The sequence below is a fragment of the Enhydrobacter sp. genome (assembly GCA_025808875.1).
Classification (GTDB): Bacteria; Pseudomonadota; Alphaproteobacteria; order Reyranellales; family Reyranellaceae; genus Reyranella.
The window spans coordinates 3519922-3542742 of record CP075528.1 but is presented as its reverse complement, the minus strand read 5'-3'; the positions used below and the strand labels follow the sequence as shown (position 1 = coordinate 3542742).

Genomic DNA, 22821 nt, shown 5'->3' with positions numbered 1-22821 from the left:
GAATGTTTGAATGGCCAATGATCTTTACCGCCGGCCCGCGGCGGACCAGCATCCGCCCAACCTGTCACTCGACTACAAGTCGACGCCCGGACGTGCGCCGCGCCAGGCGCCGATCGTGCTGCCGCAGACCCTGTCGGAGATCACCGGGCCGCTCGCCGCGTCGGAGCATCTCGGCACGCTCGAGAGCGACCTGACGAGGCAGCGTTCCGGCGAGCCGCTCGGCGAACGCATCGTCGTGCACGGGCGCGTGCTGGGCGACGACGGCAAGCCGGTGCCGAACGCGCTGGTCGAGATCTGGCAGTGCAACGCCGCCGGCCGCTATCACCATCCGGGCGACCAGCACGACGCGCCGCTCGATCCCAACTTTCACGGCGGCGGACGCTGCCGCGCCGATTCGGAGGGCCGCTACCAGTTCGTCACCATCAAGCCCGGCGCCTATCCGTGGAAGAACCACTTCAATGCGTGGCGGCCGGCGCATATTCATTTCTCGCTGTTCGGGCCGGCCTTCGCCACGCGCCTGATCACGCAGATGTACTTCCCCGGTGATCCGCTGCTGGCGATCGATCCGATCCACCTGTCGGTGCCGGCCGGCGCGCGGCAACGGCTCATCTCGTCCTTCGACATCGAGACGACGCGGCCGGAGTGGGCGCTCGCCTACAGGTTCGACATCGTGCTGCGTGGCCGCAACGCCACGCCGATGGAGTGATCGCATGAGCAGCGGTCTCACGCCGTCGCAGACCATCGGCCCGTTCTACTTCGGCACCCTGGTGAAGGCCTATCGCGCCGACATCGCGCCGCCGGGTGTCGCCGGCGAGCGCATCGAGGTGGCGCTCACGCTTCACGACGCGGAGGGCGCTCTCGTGACCGACGGCCTGCTCGAGATCTGGCAGGCCAACGGCCACGGCCGCTACAACCATCCCGACGACCGTCGCAACCTGCCGCTCGATCCGGGCTTCGAAGGCTTCGGCCGGGCCTCGACCGACATGCAGGGCACGGCGCGCTTCGCGACGGTGCGGCCCGGCCGCGTGCCGTGGCCCCATGGCGGAGGACAGGGAGGCGGCATGCAGGCGCCGCATCTCAACATCTCCGTCTTCGCGCGCGGCCTGCTCAACCGGCTGGCGACGCGGCTCTACTTCGACGGCGATCCGGCGCTCGCCGAAGACCCGGTGCTGAAGATGATCGAGCCGGCGCGGCGCGCCACGCTGATCGCCAGGCGCGACCCATCGGGTGCCTGGGCGTTGCCGATCCATCTCGGCGGCGTGCGCGAGACAGTCTTCTTCGATATCTGAACATGGCCGGTCGCCTCGTGAACGCGCTCGGCGCGGCGGCCGCCACCGCCGAGGCCTTCTCCGACGCGGCCACCCTGCGCCACATGCTGCGCTTCGAGGCGGCGCTGGCTCGGGCGACGGCCGAGGCCGGCCTGATCCCCAAGAAGCACATCGCGACGATCGCCAGGGCCTGCGACCCCACGCTCTATGATGCCGCGTCGCTCGCCGAGACGGCACGGTGCAATGCCACGCTCACCGTCGCCCTCGTGAAGGCTCTCACCGCCGAGGTCGCCCGGCGCGACGTCGGCGCGGCCGCCTACGTGCATTGGGGCGCCACCAGCCAGGACGTGCTCGACTCCGCGATGGTGCTGCAGTTCGGCGAGGCACTGCCGCCGCTGCTGAAGCAGCTCGACGGCATCGTCGGTGCGTTCGCCAAGCTGGCGAAGAAGCACCGCACCACGGCGATGCTCGGCCGCACCCTGCTCCAGCCGGCGACGCCGCTGTCGCTCGGCCAGAAGATCGCCGGCTGGGTCTCCGACATCGACCGCGCGAGACGCCGGTTGGCCGCGAGCTTCAAGGAGACACAGGTGCTGCAGTTCGGCGGCGCCTCGGGCTCCCTGTCGGCGCTCGGATCGAAGGCCGAGCCGGTGATGAAGTCGCTCGCCAAGGAACTCGATCTGGCCTTGCCACCGGCTCCGTGGTTCACCCAGCGCGTGCGTGTCGCGGCGCTGGCGCAGGATTGCGCGCTGGTCATCGGTGCGCTCGCCAAGGCCGCGCGCGACATCTCTCTGATGATGCAGGCCGAAGTGGGCGAGGCGAGCGAACCGTCGGGCGCCGGCCGCGGCGGCTCCTCGACCATGCCGCACAAGCGCAATCCGGTGGGCGCCGCCCTGGTGCTGGCCGCGGCGCAGCGCGCGCCCATGCTGGCGGCGACCGTCGTCGCGGCGATGCCGCAGGAGCACGAGCGCGCGCTGGGCGGCTGGCAGGCCGAATGGCCGACACTGGCGGCGCTGGTCGAATCCTTGGGCTCCGCCGTCGAAGCGATGGCCGAGGTGGCGCCTGGCCTCGCGATCGATCTCGATGCCATCCAGGCTAACATGGACGCCGTTGAACCCGCCGTCTTCGCCGAGCGCGCGACGTTCCTGCTGGCCGAGAAGTTGGGTAAGCAGAAGGCGCACGCGCTGGTCGAGAAGGCGCTGGCGCAAGGTGGCTCGTTTCTCGAGGCGCTGGGCCGGCTCGAAAAGGAACTTGCCGACGAGAAATCGTTGCTCGGGTACTCGCCCAGGTTCGTCGATCGGCTGCTTGCCCCATTGTCATCCCGAGACCGAAGGCCGAGGGACCTTTAAGGCGACAGGAGAAGTCCCCTGCTGCGCTCGGAATGACACCGGCGCTAGCGGTACTCCACCTTGACGATCTCGAGCTCCTCGACGCCCACCGGCGTGCGCATCTTCACGACGTCGCCCTCGTGGGCGCGCAGCAGCGCCTTGGCGATGGGCGAGATCCAGCTCACGTGTCCCTTGGCCGGATCGACCTCGTCGACGCCGACGATCTTCACCGTGCGTTCCTCGCCCTTGCCGTTGGCGCAGGTCACGGTGGCACCGAAGAACACCTGGTCGGTCTTGGGCCGCTTGGCTGGGTCGACGACCTCCGAGCGCTCCAACCGCTTGCTGAGGAAGCGGATGCGCCGGTCGATCTCGCGCAGCCGCTTCTTGCCGTAGAGATAGTCGCCGTTCTCCGAACGGTCGCCGTTGGCCGCCGCCCAGGACACGACCTGCACCACCTCGGGCCGCTCCTTGCGCATGAGCGTCATCAACTCCTCGCGCAGGCGGGCGAAGCCTTCGGGAGTCATGTAGTTCTTGGCGCCGGCCGGCAGGCCCCCGGTATCTTCCGGCGGGTCGTCGTCCAGTTCGCCGTCGGTTTCCTTGGTGAAAGCCTTGCTCATTTCGATCCGTAATCTATCAAGGGCTGGCCGATGAACGCCACCCGTCCCGCCCTGCAGCGCGCTTCCGGCGAATGCCGGGTCGTGTTCAAGAGGAGCGACGGGGCAACGCGTCTGGCTGATCTCTATCAGCGCGATCCCTGCCGGGTTCTGTTCCCCGAACCCGAGCCGGGCGAGCCCGTTCAGGCCGTGCTGGTGACGACGTCGGGTGGCGTCACCGACGGCGATTCGCTGCGCATGGATGTCTCGGTCGGACCGACCGGCGAAGCCGTGGTGGCCACTCAGGCGGCGGAGAAAATCTATCGTGCCGCCCATCCGGACGCGCACTGCGCCATCGATGTCGCGATCGAGCTGGAGGAGGGCGCGACGCTCGACTGGCTGCCGCAGGAGACGATCGTCTTCCAGGGCGCCCGGCTGAAGCGGCGAACGGTTGCCGACGTGGCGCCCGGCGCTTCGCTGCTGGCCTGCGAGATGGTGGTGCTCGGCCGGGCGGCGTCGGGCGAGCGCTTCCGGTCGGGACTGCTGCTGGACGCCTGGTCGGTGCGGCGCGGCGGCCGGCTCGCCTGGACCGACACGCTGCGCGTCGAGGGCGAAACGCCTGGAGGCGCGGGCTTCCGCGAGGCCAACGCGCTTGCCACGGTGATCGGCGTATGGGACTCCCCCGGGCCGCGCTTCGAGCGGGCGCGCGTGCTGCTCGAGGCGGCGGACGGCGTGCGTGCGGGGATCACGCTGGTCAACGGCGTGATGGTGGCGCGGCTGCTCGGCGAGGCGACCGGGGTGCGGCGGGCGGTCACGCGCTTTCTCGGCGATTTTCGCGGCCGGCGCCTGCCGCGCGTTTGGCATATTTGATGCTGGCTCTATAGTCCGAAGAAGCGAGGGAGGAGCGCGGGCGATGAATCTGACGCCTCGGGAAAAGGACAAATTGCTGGTCGCCATGGCGGCCAACGTGGCGAGGCGACGACTCGAGCGCGGGGTCAAGCTCAACCATCCCGAGGCGATCGCGCTGATCACCGACTTCGTCGTCGAGGGCGCCCGCGACGGCCGCTCGGTGGCCGACCTGATGCGGGACGGCGGCACGGTGCTGACGCGCGAGCAGGTGATGGAAGGCGTCGCCGACATGATCCACGACATCCAGGTCGAGGCGACGTTTCCCGACGGCACCAAGCTCGTCACCGTCCACAATCCGATCCGTTGAGGGGCGCGCGCCATGAAACCAGGTGAGATTCTCCCGGCGGCGGGCGAACTGGAGCTCAATACGGGCAAGGGCCGCAACTCCATCACGCTCGAAGTCGCCAATACCGGCGACCGGCCGATCCAGGTCGGCAGCCACTATCATTTCTTCGAGACCAACGAGGCGCTGAATTTCGACCGCAAGCGCGCCAAGGGCATGCGGCTCGACATTGCCGCGGGCACCGCCGTGCGTTTCGAGCCGGGCCAGTCGCGTACGGTTCGGCTCACTCCCTACCTCGGATCGCGCGAGAGCCACGGCTTCCAGGCCAGGGTCTCGGGCAAGCTCGGGCCTATCGCCAAGGTCGGCCCGTCGAACGAGGGACCGACGCGCATCTCGCGCGCCGCCTACGCCGGCATGTTCGGCCCGACCAAGGGCGACAAGGTGCGGCTTGCCGACACCGACCTCGTCATCGAGGTCGAGAAGGATCACACGACCTATGGCGAGGAGGTGAAGTTCGGCGGCGGCAAGGTGATCCGCGACGGCATGGGCCAGAGCCAGCGCACCCGTGCGCAGGGCGCGGTCGACACCGTGATCACCAACGCCCTGATCCTCGATCATTGGGGGATCGTGAAGGCCGACATCGGCCTCAGGGACGGCAAGATCGCCGCCATCGGCAAGGCCGGCAATCCCGACATCCAGCCTGGCGTGAACATCGTCATCGGCCCCGGCACCGAGGCGATCGCGGCCGAAGGCAAGATCGTCACCGCGGGCGGTATCGACTGCCATATCCATTTCATCGCCCCGCAGCAGGTCGACGACGCGCTCTACAGCGGCGTGACGACCATGCTGGGCGGCGGCACCGGCCCCGCGCACGGCACGCTCGCCACCACCGTCACCCCCGGGCCGTGGCATATGGGCCGCATGCTGCAGGCCGCGGAAGGCCTGCCGATGAATCTCGGCTTCTTCGGCAAGGGCAACACCAGCAAGCCCGCCGCCCTCAAGGAGCAGGTCGAGGGCGGCGCCTGCGGGCTGAAACTGCATGAGGATTGGGGCACAACGCCCGCCGCCATAGACAACTGCCTCACCGTCGCCGACCGCATGGACGTCCAGGTGGCGATCCATACCGATACGCTGAACGAGTCGGGTTTCGTCGAGACGACGCGGGCAGCCTTCAAGGGCCGCGCCATCGCGACGTTCCATACCGAGGGCGCCGGTGGCGGCCATGCGCCCGACATCATCCGCCTGTGCGGCGAGAAGAACGTGCTGCCGTCCTCGACCAATCCGACGATGCCCTACACGGTCAACACCGTGGACGAGCACCTCGACATGCTGATGGTCTGCCACCATCTCGACGCGCGCATCCCCGAGGACGTGGCCTTCGCCGAGTCGCGCATCCGCAAGGAGACGATCGCGGCCGAGGACATCCTGCACGACATGGGCGCCTTCTCCATGATGTCGTCGGACAGCCAGGCGATGGGCCGGGTCGGCGAAGTCGTGATCCGCACCTGGCAGACCGCCGACAAGATGAGGAAGCAGCGCGGGCGCCTCAAGGAGGAGCAGGGCGACAACGACAATGTCCGCGCCAAGCGCTACGTCGCCAAGTACACCATCAACCCCGCGATCACCCACGGCATCGCGCGCCATGTCGGCTCGATCGAGGTCGGCAAGCGCGCCGACCTGGTGATCTGGTCGCCAGCCTTCTTCGGCGCCAAGCCCGACATGGTGCTGATCGGAGGAAGCATCGTCGCCGCGCCGATGGGTGATCCCAACGCCTCGATTCCGACGCCGCAGCCGGTGCATTACCGGCCGATGTTCGGCGCCTTCGGCCGGAGCCTGGTGGCGAGCCCGGTACTGTTCACGAGCCAGGCCGGTGTCGCCAAGGGCATCGCGAAGAAGTGGGGGTTGAGCCGTCCGCTCGCGGCGGTCAGGGGAACGCGCAGGATCGGCAAGAAGGACATGGTGCACAACGCGCTCTGCCCGAAGATCGAGGTCGATCCCGAGACCTACGAGGTGCGTGCCGACGGCGAGCTCCTGACCTGCGATCCTGCCAAGGTGCTGCCTCTGGCGCAGCGCTACTTCCTGTTCTGATGAAGCGCGCCATCGAAATCGTGCGGTCTGGCCGCTGGCCCGCCGCCGAGCGCGTCGACAGCGTCACCCTGCTGTTCGACGACCGCTATCGGCGGCGGCTGCGCATGCTGGGCGACGGCGGGCTCGACTTCCTGCTCGATCTCGTCGAGCCGGTGGTGTTGCACGGCGGCGACGGTCTGAAACTCGCCGAGGGCGGCTTCGTCGAGGTGAGGGCGGCGGAGGAAGACCTCGTCGAGGTGAGAGGGCGCGATGCAGCTTCGTTCGCTCGGCTCGCCTGGCATCTCGGCAACCGTCACCTGCCGGCGCAGATCGAGGGCGACCGCATCCTGATCCGCGACGATCATGTCATCGTCGACATGTTGAAGGGCCTCGGCGCCGAGGTGCGCAAGGTGCGCTCGCCGTTCGATCCCGAGGGCGGTGCGTACGGCCAGCACAATCACGATCCGGGGCATCGTCACGGCTCACTGCATGGCGGACGCCATGGCTGATTCGCTCTACCGCCTGCTCGCCTGGCTCTCGCCCGCCTATCCGATCGGCGCCTTCTCCTACAGCCATGGCATCGAGACCGCGGTGGAGGAGGGCGTCATCAAGGATCGCGCCACGCTGATCGCCTGGCTCGACACGGTCCTGCGCAACGGCACGGGCTGCGTCGACGGCGCGCTGTTCGCCGCCGCCTGGCGTGCCGCGACCTCGAAGGACTGGCCTTTGTTCCACGCCGTCGCCGAGCGCGCGGCGGCATGGCGCGGCACATCGGAGATGGCGCTCGAATCGCGCCAGCAGGGCGGCTCGTTCCTGTCGATCACACGCACCGCCTGGCCGCATCCCGATCTGCACGAGGCGGGCGACGAGCTGGCGCTGCCGGTCGCGGTGGCGCTCGCCGCAGCGGCGCACGGCATCGCGCTCGAATCGGCGCTCGGCGGCTACCTGCATGCCTTCACCGCCAACCTGATCTCGGCCGCCATCCGTTCCGTGCCGCTTGGACAAAGCGACGGTCAGCTCGCGCTGGCGGCTCTCGAAGGCGCCGTGCGCGCCACCGCCGATGCGGCCGTGGCCGTCGCCGATCTCGACGAAGTCGGCACGGCCACGCCGTTGCTCGACTGGTGTTCGCTGCGCCACGAGACGCAGTACACCCGGCTTTTCCGCTCGTGATCGCGCTCGCCCTGTTGCTGTCGGCCATGCTGCTCGCCATCGCGGCGCTCCATGTCTACTGGGGGCGAGGCGGCCTGTGGCCGGCGTCGAGCGAGGCCGAACTCGCCCGGACCGTCGTCGGCACGGGGCAGAGCCGCATGCCGTCGGCCTGGGCGTGCCATGCGGTTGCCGTCCTCCTCGTGGTCGTCGCCGCCTGGCCGTGGTTGATCCTGGCCTGGCCGGAGGATCCGATCGTGCTGACCGGCCGCATCGTCATCGCCGCGGTCTTTTTCATGCGCGGCCTGGCCGCCTACAGTCCGCGCTGGCGTCGCTCCTTCCCGGCCGAGCCCTTCGCCACGCGCGACAGGCGTCTCTACGCGCCGATCTGCATGGTGCTGGCGACGGGTTTCGTGGCGCTCTTGGAACGGGAGTATTGAGCATGGAATTGCGAGGTCCCCTGCGCGTCGGCGTCGGCGGTCCGGTCGGATCGGGCAAGACCGCTCTGGTCGAGCGGCTGTGCAAGCGGATGCGCGACGCCTACGACATCGCCGTCGTCACCAACGACATCTATACGAAGGAGGATGCCGAGTTCCTGACGCGCGCCGGGGCGCTTGCGCCGGAGCGCATCGTCGGCGTCGAGACCGGCGGCTGCCCGCACACGGCGATCCGCGAAGACGCCTCGATCAACCTCGCCGCGGTCTCCGATATCGTCCGCCAGTGGCCCGAACTCGAGATCGTGTTCGTCGAGTCAGGCGGCGACAACCTTGCGGCTACCTTCTCGCCCGAGCTCGCCGATCTCACGATCTACGTCATCGACGTGGCCGCCGGCGAGAAAATCCCGCGCAAGGGCGGGCCCGGAATCACGCGGTCCGATCTGCTGGTCATCAACAAAATCGACCTGGCGCCGCTGGTCGGCGCCAATCTTGACGTGATGGACCGTGACGCGCGAAGAATGCGCGGACAGCGGCCGTTCCTGTTCTCCAATCTCAAGGAGAACAAGGGCGTCGATGACATCGCCGCTTTCATCGTCCGGCAGGGGGGCCTTCCGGCACGGTAGGCCGGCCTTCGAGGGGAGAAATGCAGATGTTGCGTATCGTCGGTCTCAGTGTCGCCCTGCTCTTCGCCGGAAGTCCGGCCATGGCGCATTCGGGCCATGCGGCCTCGGGGTTCGCGCACCCCTTCACGGGGATCGATCACCTGTTGGCGATGGTCGGCACCGGCATGTGGGCGGCATTCCTGGCGACGAAGCGTCCGTCGGCAGCCTACCTCGTTCCGCTGGCGTTCGTGACGATGATGGCTTTGGGGGCAGCTGCCGGATTTGCAGGCACAAAACTGCCTTTTGTAGAAGCGGGGATTGTCGCTTCCGTTTTCTTGGTGGGTGGCCTCGCCGCCGCCGCCGTCCGGCTGCCGGTGAACATCGCCATGATCGTGGTGGGGCTGTTTGCCATCCTCCACGGCTATGCCCACGCGCTCGAGGCCCCCGGATCGGACACGGGCCGCTATGTGCTGGGCTTCCTGCTGGCCACCGCCGCGCTCCATGCCATCGGCCTGGGGCTCGGTATGGCAGCACAACGGCTTGTGGGCGACTTCGGCATGCGCACCCTGGGTGGCCTGATCGTTGCCGGTGGCGCCTTCATTCTAGCGGCTCACTAAGGCTCTCGAGATTATCCACAGGACCGTTGGCACGATCTTCGCTTTCCGCGGCTTTGGCGGGGCTTCCGTCGAAGGAACAAGGAGAGCGGGATGAAGTTGGGTTCGATGATTCGGACGGGGCTCGTCGCGGCCGGCCTGGTGGCCGGCGCCGCGACCGGCGCGTTCGCGCAGGGGGCGCCGATCAAGATCGGCATCCTTCATTCTCTGTCGGGCACCATGGCGATCAGCGAGACCACGCTGAAGGACGTCATGCTGATGCTGATCGAGGAGCAGAACAAGAAGGGCGGCGTGCTGGGCCGCAAGCTCGAAGCCGTCGTCGTGGATCCGGCGTCGAACTGGCCGCTGTTCGCCGAGAAGGCGCGCGAACTCCTGCAGAAGGAGAAGGTCGCGGCGGTGTTCGGTTGCTGGACTTCGGTCAGCCGCAAGTCGGTGCTGCCGGTGTTCGAGGAGCTGAACGGCCTGCTGTTCTACCCGGTGCAGTACGAGGGCGAGGAGAGCCAGCGCAACGTCTTCTACACAGGCGCGGCGCCGAACCAGCAGGCGATTCCGGCCGTCGACTACCTGATGGAGAACGAGAAGGTGCAGCGCTGGGTCCTGGCCGGCACCGACTACGTCTATCCGCGCACGACCAACAAGATCCTCGAGGCGTATCTCAAGGCAAAGGGCGTCAAGCAGGAAGACATCATGATCAACTACACGCCGTTCGGTCACTCCGACTGGCAGTCGATCGTGGCGGAGATCAAGAAGTTCGGCTCGGCCGGCAAGAAGACGGCGGTCGTTTCGACCATCAACGGCGATGCCAACGTGCCGTTCTACAAGGAGCTGGGCAACGCCGGCATCAAGGCCAAGGACATCCCGGTCGTCGCCTTCTCGGTCGGCGAGGAGGAACTCGCGGGCGTCGACACCAAGCCCCTGGTCGGCCACCTCGCCGCCTGGAACTACTTCCAGTCGGTCAAGAACCCGACCAACGAAGCCTTCATCAAGACCTGGCAGACCTTCACCAAGAATCCCAAGCGCGTGACCAACGACCCGATGGAAGCCCATGTGATCGGCTTCGCCATGTGGGTCGAGGCGGTGAAGAAGGCCGGCACGACCGATCCCGACGCGGTGATCGATGCCATCATCGGCGTGTCGGTGCCGAACCTGTCGGGCGGCTACTCGACCATGATGCCGAACCATCACATCACCAAGCCGGTCCTGATCGGCGAGATCCAGGCCAACGGCCAGTTTGACGTGGTGTGGCAGACTTCCGGCTTGGTCGTCGGCGACGAGTGGTCCGACTACCTGCCGGACTCCAAGGACCTGATCGCCGATTGGCGCAAGCCCATGAACTGCGGCAACTTCAACGTCGCCACGGGCAAGTGCGGCGGCAAGGGCAAGTAGGTCCTCGCACCGTCAACTCACAGGGCGGGGCGACTTTCGAGTCGCCCCGTTCCCGTCTTAACGCTAAGTCATCCAGGCCATGCATCGCTTGCGTCTATTCGGGGGTCTGTTCGCGGCGATCTGCTCCCTCCTGCTTGCCGGGTCCGTGCTCGCCGCCGACTTGCCGACCCTCGTCGGCAACCTGACCAAGGGCGGCTTCGGCGACCGCGAGACCGCCATCAATGCCCTCGCCGCATCGGGCGAGGGACGCGCCGCGCCCGTCCTCGAAGCCCTGGGCGCCGGCCAGCTCTACGTCCGCAAGTCCGACCAGATAGTCGTCATCGGCAAGCCCGATGGCGGCAAGCTCGCGTTGAGCGAGGCGGTGTCAGGCAACCCGGCCGGCAGTGCGAGCGAAGGTGAGCTCGATCGGGTGCGCGTGAACAATCGGTTGCGCGGCGTCATCGAGGCGGCCGTCGGGTCGCTCACCCTGATGAGCCCCGAGCCGCGCGTGCGCCGCGGCGCCGCTGAGTCTCTGCTCAAGCGCCCTGATCCGGCGGCGCTCGGTGCGCTCGACGCCGCCATTGCGGCCGAGAAGGACGCCAGGATCAAGGCGGCATTCGCCGAGGCGCGGGCCGCAGTCCTGCTCGTCTCAGACGCGCCCAAGGCCCAGAAGCTCGACGCGCTTGGCGTGATCGAGCGCCGAGGAGACCGCGAGGCGCTCTCCGTGCTGCAGGGCGCCGCCAACAATTCAACCGATCCGGACGTCAAGGCGGCGGCCCAGGCGGCGGCGGCCTCGGTGCGCCAGACGCTCGCCGCCTGGGGGGCGGCGCAGAACGTCTGGTACGGCATCTCGCTCGGTTCCGTCCTGCTTCTCGCCGCCATTGGCCTCGCCATCACTTTTGGCACCATGGGCGTGATCAACATGGCGCATGGCGAGATGGTGATGCTGGGCGCCTACACCACCTTCGTCGTTCAGGAGGTGATCCGCACGTCGGCGCCGCACCTGTTCGACGTGTCGCTCGTCATCGCGCTGCCGCTCGCCTTCGTGGTGGCCGGTGCCGTCGGCATCGCCATCGAGCGCGGCATCATCCGCTTCCTCTACGGCCGTCCGCTCGACACGCTGCTCGCCACCTGGGGCCTCTCGCTGGTCCTGCAGCAGGCCGTGCGCTCGATCTTCGGCTCGTCCAACCGCGAGGTCGGTGCTCCGTCCTGGATGTCGGGCGCCTTCCAGGTCGGCCAGATCACAGTGACCTACGGTCGCCTCTGGATCGTGGTCTTCGCCCTCCTGGTGTTCGTCGCCCTGATCCTGGTGTTGCGCAAGACGCCGCTCGGCCTCTACATGCGCGCCGTCACCCAGAACCGGCCGATGGCCTCGGCCATGGGCATCCGAACGCCGCGCGTCGATGCGCTGACCTTCGGTCTGGGCTCCGGCATCGCCGGCCTGGCCGGCGTGGCGCTGAGCCAGATCGACAATGTCAGCCCCAATCTCGGTCAGGGCTACATCATCGATTCCTTCATGGTGGTGGTGTTCGGCGGCGTCGGCAACCTGTTCGGTACGCTGGTGGGCGCGACGGCACTGGGCATCGTCAACAAATTCCTCGAACCCTACGCCGGCGCGGTGCTGGGCAAGATCCTGGTGCTGGTGTTCATCATCCTGTTCATCCAGCGACGGCCGCGCGGGTTGTTTGCGCTGAAGGGACGCGCGGTGGAATGATCACGCGATTCCTGATCCAGGGCATGGACCGCAAGCTCCAGCTCTTCGTGCTGTTGGTGCTGGCGATCGGCATCGTGCTGCCGCTGTTGAACCAGTTCGTGCCGCCCGCCAGCCCGTTCCACGTGCCGGCCTGGGTGCTGCAACTCATCGGCAAGTACCTCTGCTATGCCGCGCTGGCGCTCGCCGTCGATCTGGTGTGGGGCTATTGCGGCATACTCACGCTCGGCCATGCCGCGTTCTTCGCGCTCGGCGGCTACTGCATGGGCATGTATCTGATGCGCCAGATCGGCAGCCGCGGCGTCTACGGCAACCCGGTCCTGCCCGACTTCATGGTGTTCCTGAACTACAAGACGCTGCCTTGGTTCTGGCACGGCTTCGACATGTTCTGGTTCGCCGCCGTCATGGTCGTGCTGGTGCCGAGCGTGCTCGCCCTCGCGCTCGGCTGGTTCGCCTTCAGAAGTCGCGTCACCGGCGTCTATCTCTCGATCATCACCCAGGCGATGACGTTTGCCCTGATGCTGGCCTTCTTCAGGAACGACATGGGACTGGGCGGCAACAACGGCCTGACCGACTTCAAGGACATCCTCGGCTTCTCCGTGCAGGCCGACGGCACGCGCGCCGCGCTCTGCTTCGCCTCGGCGCTGATGGTCGCCGCCTTCCTGGTGATGTCGGCCGCGGTGGTCGGCTCGCGCTTCGGCAAGGCGCTGACGGCGGTGCGCGACGCGGAAAGCCGCATGCGTTTCCTTGGCTACCGCGTGGAGGGCTACAAGCTCTTCGTCTTCGTCCTGTCGGCGGCCATGGCGGGTGTCGCCGGCGCGCTTTACGTGCCGCAGGTCGGCATCATCAACCCCAGCGAATTCTCGCCCGGCAACTCCATCGAGGCGGTGCTGTGGGTCGCCGTCGGCGGCCGCGGCACGCTGATCGGACCGGTGGTCGGCGCCTTCCTGGTCAATTGGGCGAAGACCTACCTGACCGGCGCCATCCCGGAGATCTGGTTGTTCGCACTGGGGGCCCTGTTCATCGCGGTGACGTTGTTCCTGCCCAAGGGTGTGGTCGGCCTGTGGGGCCAGATTCGTGGTCGCAAAGCCAGGGCCGGCGCGACATGACGGCCAAGAGCACCTCGGCTCTTCTTTATCTCAGCGGCGTCACCGTCTCGTTCGACGGCTTCAAGGCGCTGAACAACCTCTCGCTGCTGGTCGAGCCGGGCGAGATGCGCGCCATCATCGGCCCCAACGGCGCGGGCAAGACGACGATGATGGACGTCGTCACCGGCAAGACACGGCCCGACGAGGGCGAGGTCGTGTTCGACGGCAAGGCCGACCTCACCAAGCTCGACGAAACCGACATCGCCACGTTGGGCATCGGTCGCAAGTTCCAGAAGCCGACCGTGTTCGAGAACCACACCGTGCGCGACAACCTGTTGCTGGCGCTGGCCGGCCACCGGAGCTGGTACCGCCTGCTGCTGTCCCAGCCGACCCGGGCCGAGAATGCGCGACTGGAGGAGATCCTGGCCGTCATCCGGCTCGCCGACCAGCGGCACACGCTGGGCGCGCGGCTGAGCCACGGCCAGAAGCAGTGGCTCGAGATCGGCATGCTGCTGGCGCAGGATCCCAAGCTGCTGCTGGTCGACGAGCCGGTCGCCGGCATGACCGACGTCGAGACCGAGACCACGGCACAGGTGCTGCGCGAGATCAACCGCACGCATTCCGTCGTCGTGGTCGAGCACGACATGAGCTTCGTGCGCGCGCTCGGCGTCAAGGTGACGGTGCTGCACGAGGGGTCGATGCTGGCCGAGGGCACGCTTGACCAGGTCAGCGCCGACCCGCGCGTCGTCGAAGTGTATCTCGGACGCTAGCCATGCTCGTGGTCCGGAACGTCGATCTCTACTATGGCGCCGCGCAGGCGTTGCGCTCGGTCTCGCTCGGCGCCTCGATCGGCAAGGTGACGTGCCTGCTCGGCCGCAACGGCGTCGGCAAAACCAGCCTGCTGCGCGCGATCTGCGGCCTGCAGCCGATCGCCTCGGGTTCGATTGCGCTCGACGGGCAGGACATGTCGAGGCTGCCGGCCTACGAACGCGCCCGGCGCGGCGTCGCGCTGGTGCCGCAGGGCCGCGAGATCTTCCCGCTGCTGACGGTGAAGGAAAACCTCGAGACCGGCTTCGCGCCCTTGCCGCGCGATCAGAAGAAGGTGCCGGACGAGGTGTTCGAGCTCTTTCCGGTGCTGCAGTCGATGCTCAGGCGTCGTGGCGGCGACCTGTCGGGCGGCCAGCAACAGCAGCTCGCGATCGGCCGCGCCCTCACCATGCGGCCCAAGCTCCTGGTGCTCGACGAGCCGACGGAGGGCATCCAGCCCTCGGTGATCAAGGATATCGGCCGCGCCATCACCTTCCTGCGCCAGCGCGGCGACATGGCGATACTGCTGGTCGAGCAGTATCTCGACTTCGCCCACGAACTCGCCGACGAGTTCGCCGTCATGGATCGCGGCGAGATCGTGATGTCGGGAACGCGCGAGACCTTCGATGGCGAGGCTGTGCGCCGCCACATGACGGTTTGACTGAGCGCGATGACTTTTGCTTTGCTCGTCGGCCCGGCGCTCGCAGCGAAGCGGCGCATGTGCCGGGCCGGCGAGTTGATTCAATGAAAAGTCATCGCGCTTTAGGACGGGGTCTGGGCGCCGCGCACCAGTCGGCCCGGCCGTGCGCCGGTCAGCTCGCCGTCACGCACCGTCTCGACGCCTGAGTTGAAGGTGTGGCGGTAGCCCGAGGCGCGCTGCACCAGGCGGCGGCCGCCGGCCGGCAGGTCGTAAACCACTTCCGGGCGCCTGAGCGCCAGCGAGTCGAAATCGATCACGTTGATGTCGGCCTTGTGGCCGGGCGCCAGCAGGCCGCGGTCGCGCAGCCCGTAGGCCTCGGCCGTGCCGCGCGCCTGCTTGGCCACCAGGAATTCGAGCGGCACCCTGGGGCCGCGTGAACGATCGCGGCTCCACAGGGTGAGCAGCGAGGTCGGCGAGGAGGCGTCGCAGATCACGCCGACATGGGCGCCGCCGTCGGCCACGCCCAGCACGGTGGCGTCGTCCGTGATCATCTCGTGCACCACGTCGAGATTGCCGTAGGCGTAGTTCTCGAAGGGCAGCATCAGCAGTCCCTTGCCGTCGTCGGCCATCATCGCCTCGAGCGCCACCTCCCGGGCCGTGCGGCCGGCGCGCTCGGCGAGCGCCTTCACCGAGGTCGCCGCGTCGGGCTCGTAGTCCGGCCGGGCACCGATCGGGAACATCTTGTGGAAGGCATCGGCCATGAAGGCGCGCGGGCCGTCATGCGCCGGCTCCTCGACCAGGCGGCGGCGCAGCGCCGCGTCGCCCGCCAAACGGGCGAAGCGCTCGGCGGGCGTGAGCCCGCGCATCTCGAGCCAGGCCGGATGGCCGGCGAAAGGATGCACGGTCGTCTCGAGGCCCATGATGACGCCGATCGGCCGCGACCCGACCTGGGCGTTGGCGGCGCGGCCGGTGCGGCGCACGCCGCGGATCTGGTCGAGCGTCTCGCGCCACAGCGTCGGCTGGGCGTCGACCTGGACCAGCAGGCAGGAGAGGGGACGGCCGGCGAGCTTCGCCGCCGCGTCGAGCGCCTCGAACTCGCCCGGTCCGAAGTCGGAGTTGACCTGCAGCACGCCCGAGCCGGCGCGCCGCATGCCGTCGGCCAGCGCGAACAGCTCGGCCTCGCGCGCCGAGAGCGACGGCGTGAAGCGGCCGTCCCGGGCCTTGTGCTTGGTCGTGCGCGAGGTGGTGACGCCGAGCGCGCCGGCGCGCAGCGCCTCCTCCACGAGCCGCGTCATCTCCTCGCGCTCGCCCTGGTCGGGCATCTCGGCATGGTCGGCGCCACGCTCGCCCATGACGTAGAAGCGCAACGCGCCATGCGGCAGCTGCGCCGCCACGTCGACCGCGCGCGGCATCGCCGCCAGCGCATCGAGATAGTCGGGGAAGGATTCCCAGTCGAACTTCACGCCCTCGGCCAGCACCGAGCCGGGTATGTCCTCGACGCCCTCCATCAGGTTGATGAGGTAGCCCGAGGCGCCGCGCCGCACCGGCGCGAAGCCGACACCGCAATTGCCGAACACGGTGGTCGTCACACCGTGCCACGACGAGGGCGTGATGAAGGGATCCCAGGTCGCCTGGCCGTCGTAATGCGTGTGGATGTCGACGAAGCCCGGCGTCACCAGCAGTCCCGACGCGTCGATCTCGCGCCGGCCGGGGCCGAGCTTCGGCCCCACCTCGGCGACGCGGCCGTCCTGCACTGCAACATCGGCGATGCGGCGCGGTGCGCCCGAGCCGTCGATCACGGTTCCGTTTCGGATGACGAGGTCAAACATGGCCGGAGGATAGGCCGTGGGCCATCGGACGGTCTATGGTCGCGGCCGAACCGAGCCATTCCCCCGGAGAGCACGACCCTTGCAAAAGCCGCTCCTCTTCACGCCGCTCACGCTGCGCGGCGTCACGGCCCCCAACCGCGCGGTCGTCTCGCCAATGGTGCAGTATCGCGCTACCGACGGCCAAGTGAACGACTACCATCTGGTCCATCTCGGCAAGTTCGCGCTCGGCAGGTTCGGCATCGTCTTCACCGAGAACTGCGCCGTCGAGCCGCGCGGCCGCGTCACGCAGGGCGATCTCGGCCTGTGGGACGACGGCCAGATCGAGGGCCACAAGCGGCTGGTGCGCTTCCTCAAGCAGGAAGGATCGCTCGCCGCCACGCAGATCACCCATTCCGGCCGCAAGGGATCGACACCACGCTCCTTCGACAAGCCCGGCCAGCTCGGGCCGCAAGGGGCGGGCTGGCAGCGCTGGGAGCTGGTCGGACCGTCGCCGCTCGCCGCCGGCGAGGGCTACGTCACGCCGAGGCAGCTCGCCACCGACGAGATCGACGACATCGTGCGGAAGTTCGGCCAGGCGGCACGGCGTGCCGACGCCGCCGGCTACGACGTGGTCGAGATCCACGGCGCGCACGGCTACCTGCTCGCCCAATTCCTGTCGCCGATCAGCAACCAGCGCAACGACCAGTACGGCGGCGATCGTGCCGGCCGCATGCGCTTCCCGCTCGCCGCGGCGCGCGCCGTGCGCGAGGCCTGGCCCGCGCACAAGCCGATGTTCATCCGCGTCTCGGCAGTCGACGGCGCGGGCGGCTGGGATGTCGACGATACGGTCGCCTACGCCAGGGAGCTGAAGGCGATCGGCATCGACGTCGTCGACACCTCGTCGGGCGGCCTCACCGGGCTGTCGACCGCGCTGCCGGTCAAGCGCACGCTCGGTTTCCAGGTGCCGTTCGCCGCGGCGGTGAAGCGCGGCGCCGGCATCCCGACCATGGCGGTCGGCCTGATCCTCGACGGGCCGCAGGCCGAGGCGATTCTGCAGGCGGGCGACGCCGACCTGGTCGCGATCGGCCGGCAGGCGCTCTACGACCCGTTCTGGGCGCTGCACGCGGCGCAGGAGCTGGGCTGCGACGAGGCTTTCGACATGTGGACGCCGGAATACGGCTGGTGGCTCGACAAGCGCAGGAACAACCTGCCCGACAAGGCAAAAGCGGCAAGATCATAAGAAGACACGGAAACGCACATGACCGGCATTCTCGCGGGCCTTCGCATCGTCGAAGGCTCGGCCTTCATCGCCGCCCCGCTGGGCGGCATGACCCTGGCGCAGCTCGGCGCCGACGTGATCCGCTTCGACGACATCGCCGGCGGCCTCGACAGCGACCGCTGGCCGGTCACGAAGGACGGCACGTCGATCTATTGGGCGGGCCTCAACAAGGGCAAGCGCTCGATCGCCGTCGACCTGCGCAACCCGAAGGGCCGCGAGCTCCTCACGGCGCTGATCGCCGCCCCCGGCGAGGGCGCGGGTATCTTCACCACCAACATGCCGGCGCGCGGCTGGCTCTCCTACGAGGAGCTGGCGAAAAGACGCGCTGACCTGATCGCGCTGAACATCGTCGGCGACCGTCACGGCACGGCCAATGTCGATTACACGGTGAACGCCATCACCGGCTTCCCGATGGTGAGCGGCCCGGTCGGCCACGACCGGCCGGTCAATGCGGTGGCGCCGCCGTGGGATCTCGCCACCGCCTATGCCGGCGCCCTGGCGATCCTCGCCGCCGAGCGGCACCGCCGGCTGACCGGCAAGGGCCAGCGCATCGTGCTGCCGCTGCAGGACATGGCGCTCGCGGCGACCTCGGCGCTCGGCTACATCGGCGAGGCCGTCGTCAACCGGGTCGACCGGCCGCGCTACGGCAACGAGATCTTCGGCACCTTCGGCCGCGACTTCCGGACGAAGGACGGCCGCCATGTGATGATCTGCATCTTCTCCGACCGCCACGTCGACGCGCTGGCCGCCGCCGGCGGCTTCGCCGAGGCGTTCGCGCGGCTCGAGACCGAGGCGGGCGTCGATCTCAAGACCGATGCCGGCCGCTGGAACGCGCGCGCCAGCCTCTGCGCCGTGATCGAGCCGTGGGTGGCGGCGCACACCGCCGACGAGGTGAGCGCGGCACTCAGGAAGGCGGGCGCGCTGTGGGCGCCGTATCTCACCTTCCGCGAGCTGGCCGCCGACAGGGACGCGGTGCGCGACAATCCCATGTTCACGGTGATCGACCAGCCCGGCATCGGCGCCTATCCGGTGGCGGCGAGCCCGCTGCAATTCGGCAGCTTCACGCGCGAGGCACCGAGACCCGCGCCGCGGCTCGGCCAGCACACCGACGAGATCCTGTCGGGCATCCTCGGCCTGCCCGACCACGAGATCGCGCGCCTGCGCGACGCCAGGGTGGTCGGTGGACCGAAATAGGGTCCTCGTCGCCGGCGGCGGCATCGGCGGCCTCGCCACCGCGCTGGCGCTGGCGCAGAGGGACATCGCCTCGCTGGTGCTGGAGAAGGCGAGCCGGCTCGGCGAGATCGGTGCCGGCATCCAGCTCGGTCCCAACGCCTTCCACTGCTTCGACCGCCTCGGCGTCGGCGCGGCGGCGCGCGGCATGGCGGTCTATATCGACAAGCTGCGCCTGATGGACGCGATCGAGGACGGCGAGATCTGCCACATCGATCTCGGCGAGAAGTTCCGCGCCCGCTTCGGCAATCCCTATGCCGTGGTCCATCGCGGCGATCTGCACGGCGTGCTGCTCGAGGGCTGCCGCGACCATCCGCTGATCGAGCTCAGGACGTCGAGCGAGGTCACGGGTTACGACCAGGATGGCGGTGGCGTCACCGCGATCCTCGCGGGCGGCGATCGCGTCCCGGGCGCGGCGCTGGTCGGCGCCGACGGCCTGTGGTCCAACGTCCGCCGCCAGGTGGTGGGCGACGGCCCGCCGCGTGTCTCCGGCCACACCACCTACCGCTCGGTGATCCCGACTGAGCGCATGCCCGAGGATCTGCGCTGGAACGCCGCCACGCTGTGGGCCGGGCCGAAGTGCCACATTGTCCACTATCCGCTGTCGGGCTGGAAAGTGTTCAACCTCGTGGTGACCTACCACAACGACGCGCCCGAGCCGGTCGCCGGCAAGCCGGTGTCGATCGAGGAGGTGGCGCGCGGCTTCGCTCACGTCTGCGAGCGCGCGCAGACCATCATCCGCCACGGCCAGGATTGGCGGATGTGGGTGTTGTGCGATCGCGAGCCGGTGCACGGCTGGATCGACGGCCGGGTGGCGTTGCTCGGCGACGCCGCGCACCCGATGCTGCAATACATGGCGCAGGGCGCCTGCATGGCGATGGAGGATGCCGTCTGCCTCGCCGATTCGCTGGCCGCGGTGGACGACGACCTGCCCGCCGGCCTCGCCAACTATCGCGACCGCCGCGTCCTGCGCACCGCGCGCGTGCAGCTCACCTCGCGTGCCATGGGCGACCACGTCTATCACCCGGCCGGACCGCACGCCGCGCTGCGCAATTCGATCATGCGCGCCAAGAGCCAGGACGAGTGGCTCGACGCGCTGGACTGGATCTACGGAGTCCTGCCGGAGTCCACCGGGCCGTGGACTGGCAAATCCTTGTGAACATTCGCCTTTTCGCCCGAGTCCACGAATCCATCCCACACCCTGGGTTAAATTCTTGACATGAGACACAAGTCTCATTAATCGGCGCTGCTCCTACCATAGAAAGGACGTCGAGGATGGCGCTGAGCCGCGCGGACATGGACCGCAAAATGGACGAGCATTTCGGCTTCGAGGCCGCGGACGACGTCGAAGGCGTGCTGACGACCTTCACCCCCGACGTCGAGCACGACATCGTCGGCTGGCCGACCGGACCGACGCGTGGTCCGGCCGCGGCGCGGCCGTTCTACGAGACCCTGTTCGCCGATCTCGCCGACGGCAAGGTCGAATGCCGCAAGCGGCTCTACGGCGCGGACTTCCTGGTCGACGAATCGGTGTGGCGCGGCCGCGCGCCCGGCCGGCCGTTCGGTCTCGACGGCGCCAACCGCCCGCTCGAGTTCCGGCTGCTGCATGTCGTCGAGTTCGCGCCGTCGGGCGACATCAGGCGCGAGAACGTCTGGATCGACCTCGCCGCGATCCAGCGCCAGCTCGCACCGGCCTGACGCGCCATGCCGCGCCGCGATGCGGACGACGCGGGCGGGCGGGCCAACCAGCGCCGGCGCACGCGCAAGGATCTGCTGGGCGCGGCGGCGCGGCTGATGGCCGGCGGCCGCGTGCCGAGCCTGGAGGAGATCGCGCTCGCCGCGATGGTGTCGCGCGCCACCGCCTATCGCTACTTCCCCAGTCTCGAGGCGCTGCTGGTCGAGGCCGTGATCGACCAGGCCACGCTCGGGCCGGAGCGGCTCTTCGAGGGCGACGCGTCCGACGATCCGGTGGCGCGGCTGGAGAAGGTCGACGACGCCCTGCAGGAGGTCTTCCTCGGCAACGAGCGCGGCATGCGACTGATGCTGGCGCAATCGCTGCAGCGGGCCGTCGTCGGCGACCTGCCGCGCCGGCAGAACCGTCGCACCGACCTGATCGAGGCGGCGCTCGAACCGGCGAAGCAGGAGCTCGCGCCCGGCGCGCGCGACCGGCTCGTCAAGGCGCTCGCCCTGATCGTCGGCAGCGAGGGCATGGTGGTCGTGCGCGACGTGCTGCAGATCGACCCTGCGGAGGCGCGCGCGGTCAAGCGCTGGGCGATCCGCGTGCTGGTCGAGGCGGCACGGCGATCCGCGGGACCGCCGTCCTAGAGGTAGCTCGCCAGCCCCAGTTGCCGGGGCAGCCAGAGCACGAGGTCGGGCAGAAGGATGAACGTCGCCAGGCGGGCGAGGTCGGCCAGGAAGAAGGGCACGACGCCGCGGAAGATCGTCGAAAGCGGCACCTGCGGCGCCATGCCGTGCAGCACGAAGACGTTGAGTCCGATCGGCGGCGTGATCATGCCGGTCTCGATCAGCACGATCATCACCAGACCCCACCACACCGGGTCGTAGCCGAGCCCGATGACCAGCGGATAGACGAACGGCAGGGTGATCACCATGCCGGCCGTGGTGTCGAACACGCTGCCGATGACGATGAACATCGCCGCCAGCAGGAAGATCACCAGCAACGGCGGCAGGTCCTGCGCCTGGATCCACGCGACCAGCAGGCCGGGCGCGCCCGACAGGGTGACGAAGTAGGACATCGTCGAGGCGCCGATGATGACGACGAACAGCATGGCCGTGGTCGCCGCCGTGTCGCCCAGCACCCCGGTCAGGCTGCCGCGGCCGGCGCGCGCGCCAGTCACGTAAAAGAGGAAGGCGAGTCCGGCGCCGATCGCGGCGGCCTCGTTGACGGTGAAGGCGCCGCCGTAGATGCCGCCGCTGACCAGGGCGGCCAGTGCCACGACGCGCCAGCTGCGCGCCGTCGCCTCGCCGCGCTGGCGCCAGCCCGCCCGCTCGGTGGCCGGTCCGGCCTGCGGCTGCAGCCGCACGTACACGGCGATCGCCACCATGTAGTAGACGACCGTGACCAGGCCCGGAATGACGGCGGCCGCGAACATGCTGAGCACCGACTGCTCGGTCAGCACGGCATACAGCACCATCAGGATCGACGGCGGAATCAGCATGCCGAGCGAGCCGCCGCCGGCGATCGCGCCGGCGGCGAGCCGCGGACTGTAGCCGCGCCGCAGCATCTCCGGCAGGGCCACCCGGGTCATCGTCGCGGCGGTGGCGATCGACGAGCCGCTGACCGCGCCGAAGCCCGCGCAGGCGCCGATGGTGGCGATCGCCAGGCCGCCACGCAGATGGCCGAGAAAGGCCTGGGCGAGCCGGTACAGGTCGCTCGACATGCCGCTCGCCGAGGCGAAGCCGCCCATCAGCAGGAACAGCGGGATCACCGCCAGCTCCAGGCTCGACAGCGCGCTGACGCTCTCGGTCTTGAGGATGGAGAAGGCCCGCCCGAGGTCGTTCTCGAGCAGGGCGAAGCAGGCCAGCCCGGTCGCCGCCATGGCGACGCCGATCGGCACGTGCAGGGCGATCAGGACGAACATGCCGGCGAGGCCGGCGACGACGATCAGGGTCGGGTCCATCGGGAGCG

The 22821-nt window shown here is 68.8% G+C and carries 24 protein-coding genes; 21 read left to right on the top strand and 3 right to left on the bottom strand.

The annotated features are described in order from the left end of the window. The first annotated feature begins 10 nt into the window (after positions 1 to 10). The 3 genes from pcaH to pcaB are packed head-to-tail and all read left to right on the top strand — an operon-like array spanning position 11 to position 2614. A complete protein-coding gene (gene pcaH, locus KIT25_17640) occupies positions 11 to 706 on the top strand; it encodes a protocatechuate 3,4-dioxygenase subunit beta (protein ID UYN93862.1) in 696 nt (231 codons plus the stop codon). Positions 707 to 710: 4 nt separating this feature from the next. Next, on the top strand, positions 711 to 1289 hold the full coding sequence (gene pcaG, locus KIT25_17635; GenBank protein ID UYN93861.1) for a protocatechuate 3,4-dioxygenase subunit alpha: 579 nt from the start codon (positions 711 to 713) through the stop codon (positions 1287 to 1289). A 2-nt stretch (positions 1290 to 1291) separates the two neighbouring features. Further along, complete coding sequence (pcaB, locus tag KIT25_17630) at positions 1292 to 2614, top strand: 3-carboxy-cis,cis-muconate cycloisomerase (protein UYN93860.1); 1323 nt, start codon at positions 1292 to 1294, stop codon at positions 2612 to 2614. A 44-nt stretch (positions 2615 to 2658) separates the two neighbouring features. Here pcaB and greB read toward each other — a convergent pair whose 3' ends face one another. Next, positions 2659 to 3210 (bottom strand): transcription elongation factor GreB, encoded by a 552-nt coding sequence (gene greB / locus KIT25_17625; GenBank protein UYN93859.1) that lies wholly within the window; start codon positions 3208 to 3210, stop codon positions 2659 to 2661. Positions 3211 to 3240: 30 nt separating this feature from the next. On the opposite strand from greB, the gene KIT25_17620 reads away from it, so the two are divergent. The 13 genes from KIT25_17620 to urtE all read left to right on the top strand — a co-directional run bounded on the left by KIT25_17620 (position 3241) and on the right by urtE (position 14876). Further along, positions 3241 to 4056, top strand: coding sequence for an urease accessory protein UreD (locus KIT25_17620; protein ID UYN93858.1), 816 nt, complete (start codon positions 3241 to 3243; stop codon positions 4054 to 4056). Between the two features lie 43 nt (positions 4057 to 4099). Then, positions 4100 to 4402 (top strand): urease subunit gamma, encoded by a 303-nt coding sequence (locus KIT25_17615; GenBank protein UYN93857.1) that lies wholly within the window; start codon positions 4100 to 4102, stop codon positions 4400 to 4402. Between the two features lie 12 nt (positions 4403 to 4414). Next, positions 4415 to 6466: an urease subunit alpha gene (gene ureC, locus KIT25_17610; protein ID UYN93856.1), complete on the top strand. Its 2052-nt coding sequence runs from the start codon at positions 4415 to 4417 to the stop codon at positions 6464 to 6466. Further along, on the top strand, positions 6466 to 6954 hold the full coding sequence (locus KIT25_17605) for an urease accessory protein UreE (protein UYN93855.1): 489 nt from the start codon (positions 6466 to 6468) through the stop codon (positions 6952 to 6954). Before ureC ends, KIT25_17605 begins: the two co-directional genes overlap by 1 nt. Continuing rightward, positions 6935 to 7615, top strand: a complete 681-nt coding sequence (locus KIT25_17600) for an urease accessory protein UreF (protein UYN93854.1) — start codon at positions 6935 to 6937, stop codon at positions 7613 to 7615. The genes KIT25_17605 and KIT25_17600 overlap by 20 nt, the downstream gene beginning before the upstream one ends. Then, on the top strand, positions 7612 to 8031 hold the full coding sequence (locus KIT25_17595; protein ID UYN93853.1) for a DUF3995 domain-containing protein: 420 nt from the start codon (positions 7612 to 7614) through the stop codon (positions 8029 to 8031). Before KIT25_17600 ends, KIT25_17595 begins: the two co-directional genes overlap by 4 nt. A gap of 2 nt (positions 8032 to 8033) precedes the next feature. Further along, positions 8034 to 8651, top strand: coding sequence for an urease accessory protein UreG (gene ureG, locus KIT25_17590; protein UYN93852.1), 618 nt, complete (start codon positions 8034 to 8036; stop codon positions 8649 to 8651). A 26-nt stretch (positions 8652 to 8677) separates the two neighbouring features. Next, a complete protein-coding gene (locus KIT25_17585; GenBank protein ID UYN93851.1) occupies positions 8678 to 9247 on the top strand; it encodes a HupE/UreJ family protein in 570 nt (189 codons plus the stop codon). A gap of 90 nt (positions 9248 to 9337) precedes the next feature. After that, on the top strand, positions 9338 to 10630 hold the full coding sequence (urtA, locus tag KIT25_17580; GenBank protein UYN93850.1) for an urea ABC transporter substrate-binding protein: 1293 nt from the start codon (positions 9338 to 9340) through the stop codon (positions 10628 to 10630). Positions 10631 to 10709: 79 nt separating this feature from the next. After that, the gene (gene urtB, locus KIT25_17575) at positions 10710 to 12323 is read left to right on the top strand and encodes an urea ABC transporter permease subunit UrtB (protein ID UYN93849.1); all 1614 of its coding nucleotides are present in this window, start codon (positions 10710 to 10712) and stop codon (positions 12321 to 12323) included. Beyond that, complete coding sequence (gene urtC / locus KIT25_17570; GenBank protein UYN93848.1) at positions 12320 to 13429, top strand: urea ABC transporter permease subunit UrtC; 1110 nt, start codon at positions 12320 to 12322, stop codon at positions 13427 to 13429. Before urtB ends, urtC begins: the two co-directional genes overlap by 4 nt. Beyond that, positions 13426 to 14178 carry an urea ABC transporter ATP-binding protein UrtD gene (gene urtD / locus KIT25_17565; GenBank protein UYN93847.1) on the top strand — a complete coding sequence of 251 codons (753 nt, stop codon included), beginning with the start codon at positions 13426 to 13428 and terminating at the stop codon, positions 14176 to 14178. Before urtC ends, urtD begins: the two co-directional genes overlap by 4 nt. A gap of 2 nt (positions 14179 to 14180) precedes the next feature. Beyond that, positions 14181 to 14876 carry an urea ABC transporter ATP-binding subunit UrtE gene (gene urtE, locus KIT25_17560; protein ID UYN93846.1) on the top strand — a complete coding sequence of 232 codons (696 nt, stop codon included), beginning with the start codon at positions 14181 to 14183 and terminating at the stop codon, positions 14874 to 14876. Positions 14877 to 14977: 101 nt separating this feature from the next. Here the strand turns inward: urtE and KIT25_17555 are convergent, their stop codons facing one another. After that, positions 14978 to 16684 carry an amidohydrolase family protein gene (locus tag KIT25_17555; GenBank protein UYN93845.1) on the bottom strand — a complete coding sequence of 569 codons (1707 nt, stop codon included), beginning with the start codon at positions 16682 to 16684 and terminating at the stop codon, positions 14978 to 14980. A 79-nt stretch (positions 16685 to 16763) separates the two neighbouring features. Here KIT25_17555 and KIT25_17550 point away from each other — a divergent pair, with 79 nt between their 5' ends. From KIT25_17550 to KIT25_17530, 5 genes are all read left to right on the top strand, one after another. Further along, on the top strand, positions 16764 to 17903 hold the full coding sequence (locus KIT25_17550) for an NADH:flavin oxidoreductase/NADH oxidase (protein ID UYN93844.1): 1140 nt from the start codon (positions 16764 to 16766) through the stop codon (positions 17901 to 17903). A gap of 18 nt (positions 17904 to 17921) precedes the next feature. Further along, positions 17922 to 19136: a CoA transferase gene (locus tag KIT25_17545; protein ID UYN93843.1), complete on the top strand. Its 1215-nt coding sequence runs from the start codon at positions 17922 to 17924 to the stop codon at positions 19134 to 19136. Continuing rightward, positions 19123 to 20331, top strand: a complete 1209-nt coding sequence (locus KIT25_17540; protein UYN93842.1) for a 3-hydroxybenzoate 6-monooxygenase — start codon at positions 19123 to 19125, stop codon at positions 20329 to 20331. Before KIT25_17545 ends, KIT25_17540 begins: the two co-directional genes overlap by 14 nt. Before the next feature lie 116 nt (positions 20332 to 20447). Next, positions 20448 to 20870 (top strand): ester cyclase, encoded by a 423-nt coding sequence (locus KIT25_17535; protein ID UYN93841.1) that lies wholly within the window; start codon positions 20448 to 20450, stop codon positions 20868 to 20870. A gap of 6 nt (positions 20871 to 20876) precedes the next feature. Beyond that, the gene (locus tag KIT25_17530) at positions 20877 to 21497 is read left to right on the top strand and encodes a TetR/AcrR family transcriptional regulator (GenBank protein ID UYN93840.1); all 621 of its coding nucleotides are present in this window, start codon (positions 20877 to 20879) and stop codon (positions 21495 to 21497) included. Here the strand turns inward: KIT25_17530 and KIT25_17525 are convergent. Beyond that, a complete protein-coding gene (locus KIT25_17525) occupies positions 21494 to 22813 on the bottom strand; it encodes a TRAP transporter large permease (GenBank protein ID UYN93839.1) in 1320 nt (439 codons plus the stop codon). The two genes, KIT25_17530 and KIT25_17525, sit on opposite strands and share 4 nt — an antisense overlap. Between the last annotated feature and the right edge of the window lie 8 nt (positions 22814 to 22821).

Bases quoted from the DNA above. Each gene is read 5' to 3' on its own strand.
- urtC (UYN93848.1), top strand. From the start codon at position 12,320: ATGATCACGCGATTCCTGATCCAGGGCATGGACCGCAAGCTCCAGCTC.
- ureG (UYN93852.1), top strand. From the start codon at position 8,034: ATGGAATTGCGAGGTCCCCTGCGCGTCGGCGTCGGCGGTCCGGTCGGA.
- greB (UYN93859.1), bottom strand. From the start codon at position 3,210: ATGAGCAAGGCTTTCACCAAGGAAACCGACGGCGAACTGGACGACGAC.
- KIT25_17555 (UYN93845.1), bottom strand. From the start codon at position 16,684: ATGTTTGACCTCGTCATCCGAAACGGAACCGTGATCGACGGCTCGGGC.
- KIT25_17545 (UYN93843.1), top strand. From the start codon at position 17,922: ATGACCGGCATTCTCGCGGGCCTTCGCATCGTCGAAGGCTCGGCCTTC.
- KIT25_17620 (UYN93858.1), top strand. From the start codon at position 3,241: ATGAACGCCACCCGTCCCGCCCTGCAGCGCGCTTCCGGCGAATGCCGG.
- KIT25_17525 (UYN93839.1), bottom strand. From the start codon at position 22,813: ATGGACCCGACCCTGATCGTCGTCGCCGGCCTCGCCGGCATGTTCGTC.
- urtA (UYN93850.1), top strand. From the start codon at position 9,338: ATGAAGTTGGGTTCGATGATTCGGACGGGGCTCGTCGCGGCCGGCCTG.
- pcaH (UYN93862.1), top strand. From the start codon at position 11: ATGGCCAATGATCTTTACCGCCGGCCCGCGGCGGACCAGCATCCGCCC.
- ureC (UYN93856.1), top strand. From the start codon at position 4,415: ATGAAACCAGGTGAGATTCTCCCGGCGGCGGGCGAACTGGAGCTCAAT.
- KIT25_17585 (UYN93851.1), top strand. From the start codon at position 8,678: ATGTTGCGTATCGTCGGTCTCAGTGTCGCCCTGCTCTTCGCCGGAAGT.
- urtD (UYN93847.1), top strand. From the start codon at position 13,426: ATGACGGCCAAGAGCACCTCGGCTCTTCTTTATCTCAGCGGCGTCACC.
- pcaG (UYN93861.1), top strand. From the start codon at position 711: ATGAGCAGCGGTCTCACGCCGTCGCAGACCATCGGCCCGTTCTACTTC.
- KIT25_17605 (UYN93855.1), top strand. From the start codon at position 6,466: ATGAAGCGCGCCATCGAAATCGTGCGGTCTGGCCGCTGGCCCGCCGCC.
- urtE (UYN93846.1), top strand. From the start codon at position 14,181: ATGCTCGTGGTCCGGAACGTCGATCTCTACTATGGCGCCGCGCAGGCG.
- KIT25_17615 (UYN93857.1), top strand. From the start codon at position 4,100: ATGAATCTGACGCCTCGGGAAAAGGACAAATTGCTGGTCGCCATGGCG.
- KIT25_17530 (UYN93840.1), top strand. From the start codon at position 20,877: ATGCCGCGCCGCGATGCGGACGACGCGGGCGGGCGGGCCAACCAGCGC.
- KIT25_17535 (UYN93841.1), top strand. From the start codon at position 20,448: ATGGCGCTGAGCCGCGCGGACATGGACCGCAAAATGGACGAGCATTTC.
- pcaB (UYN93860.1), top strand. From the start codon at position 1,292: ATGGCCGGTCGCCTCGTGAACGCGCTCGGCGCGGCGGCCGCCACCGCC.
- urtB (UYN93849.1), top strand. From the start codon at position 10,710: ATGCATCGCTTGCGTCTATTCGGGGGTCTGTTCGCGGCGATCTGCTCC.
- KIT25_17600 (UYN93854.1), top strand. From the start codon at position 6,935: ATGGCGGACGCCATGGCTGATTCGCTCTACCGCCTGCTCGCCTGGCTC.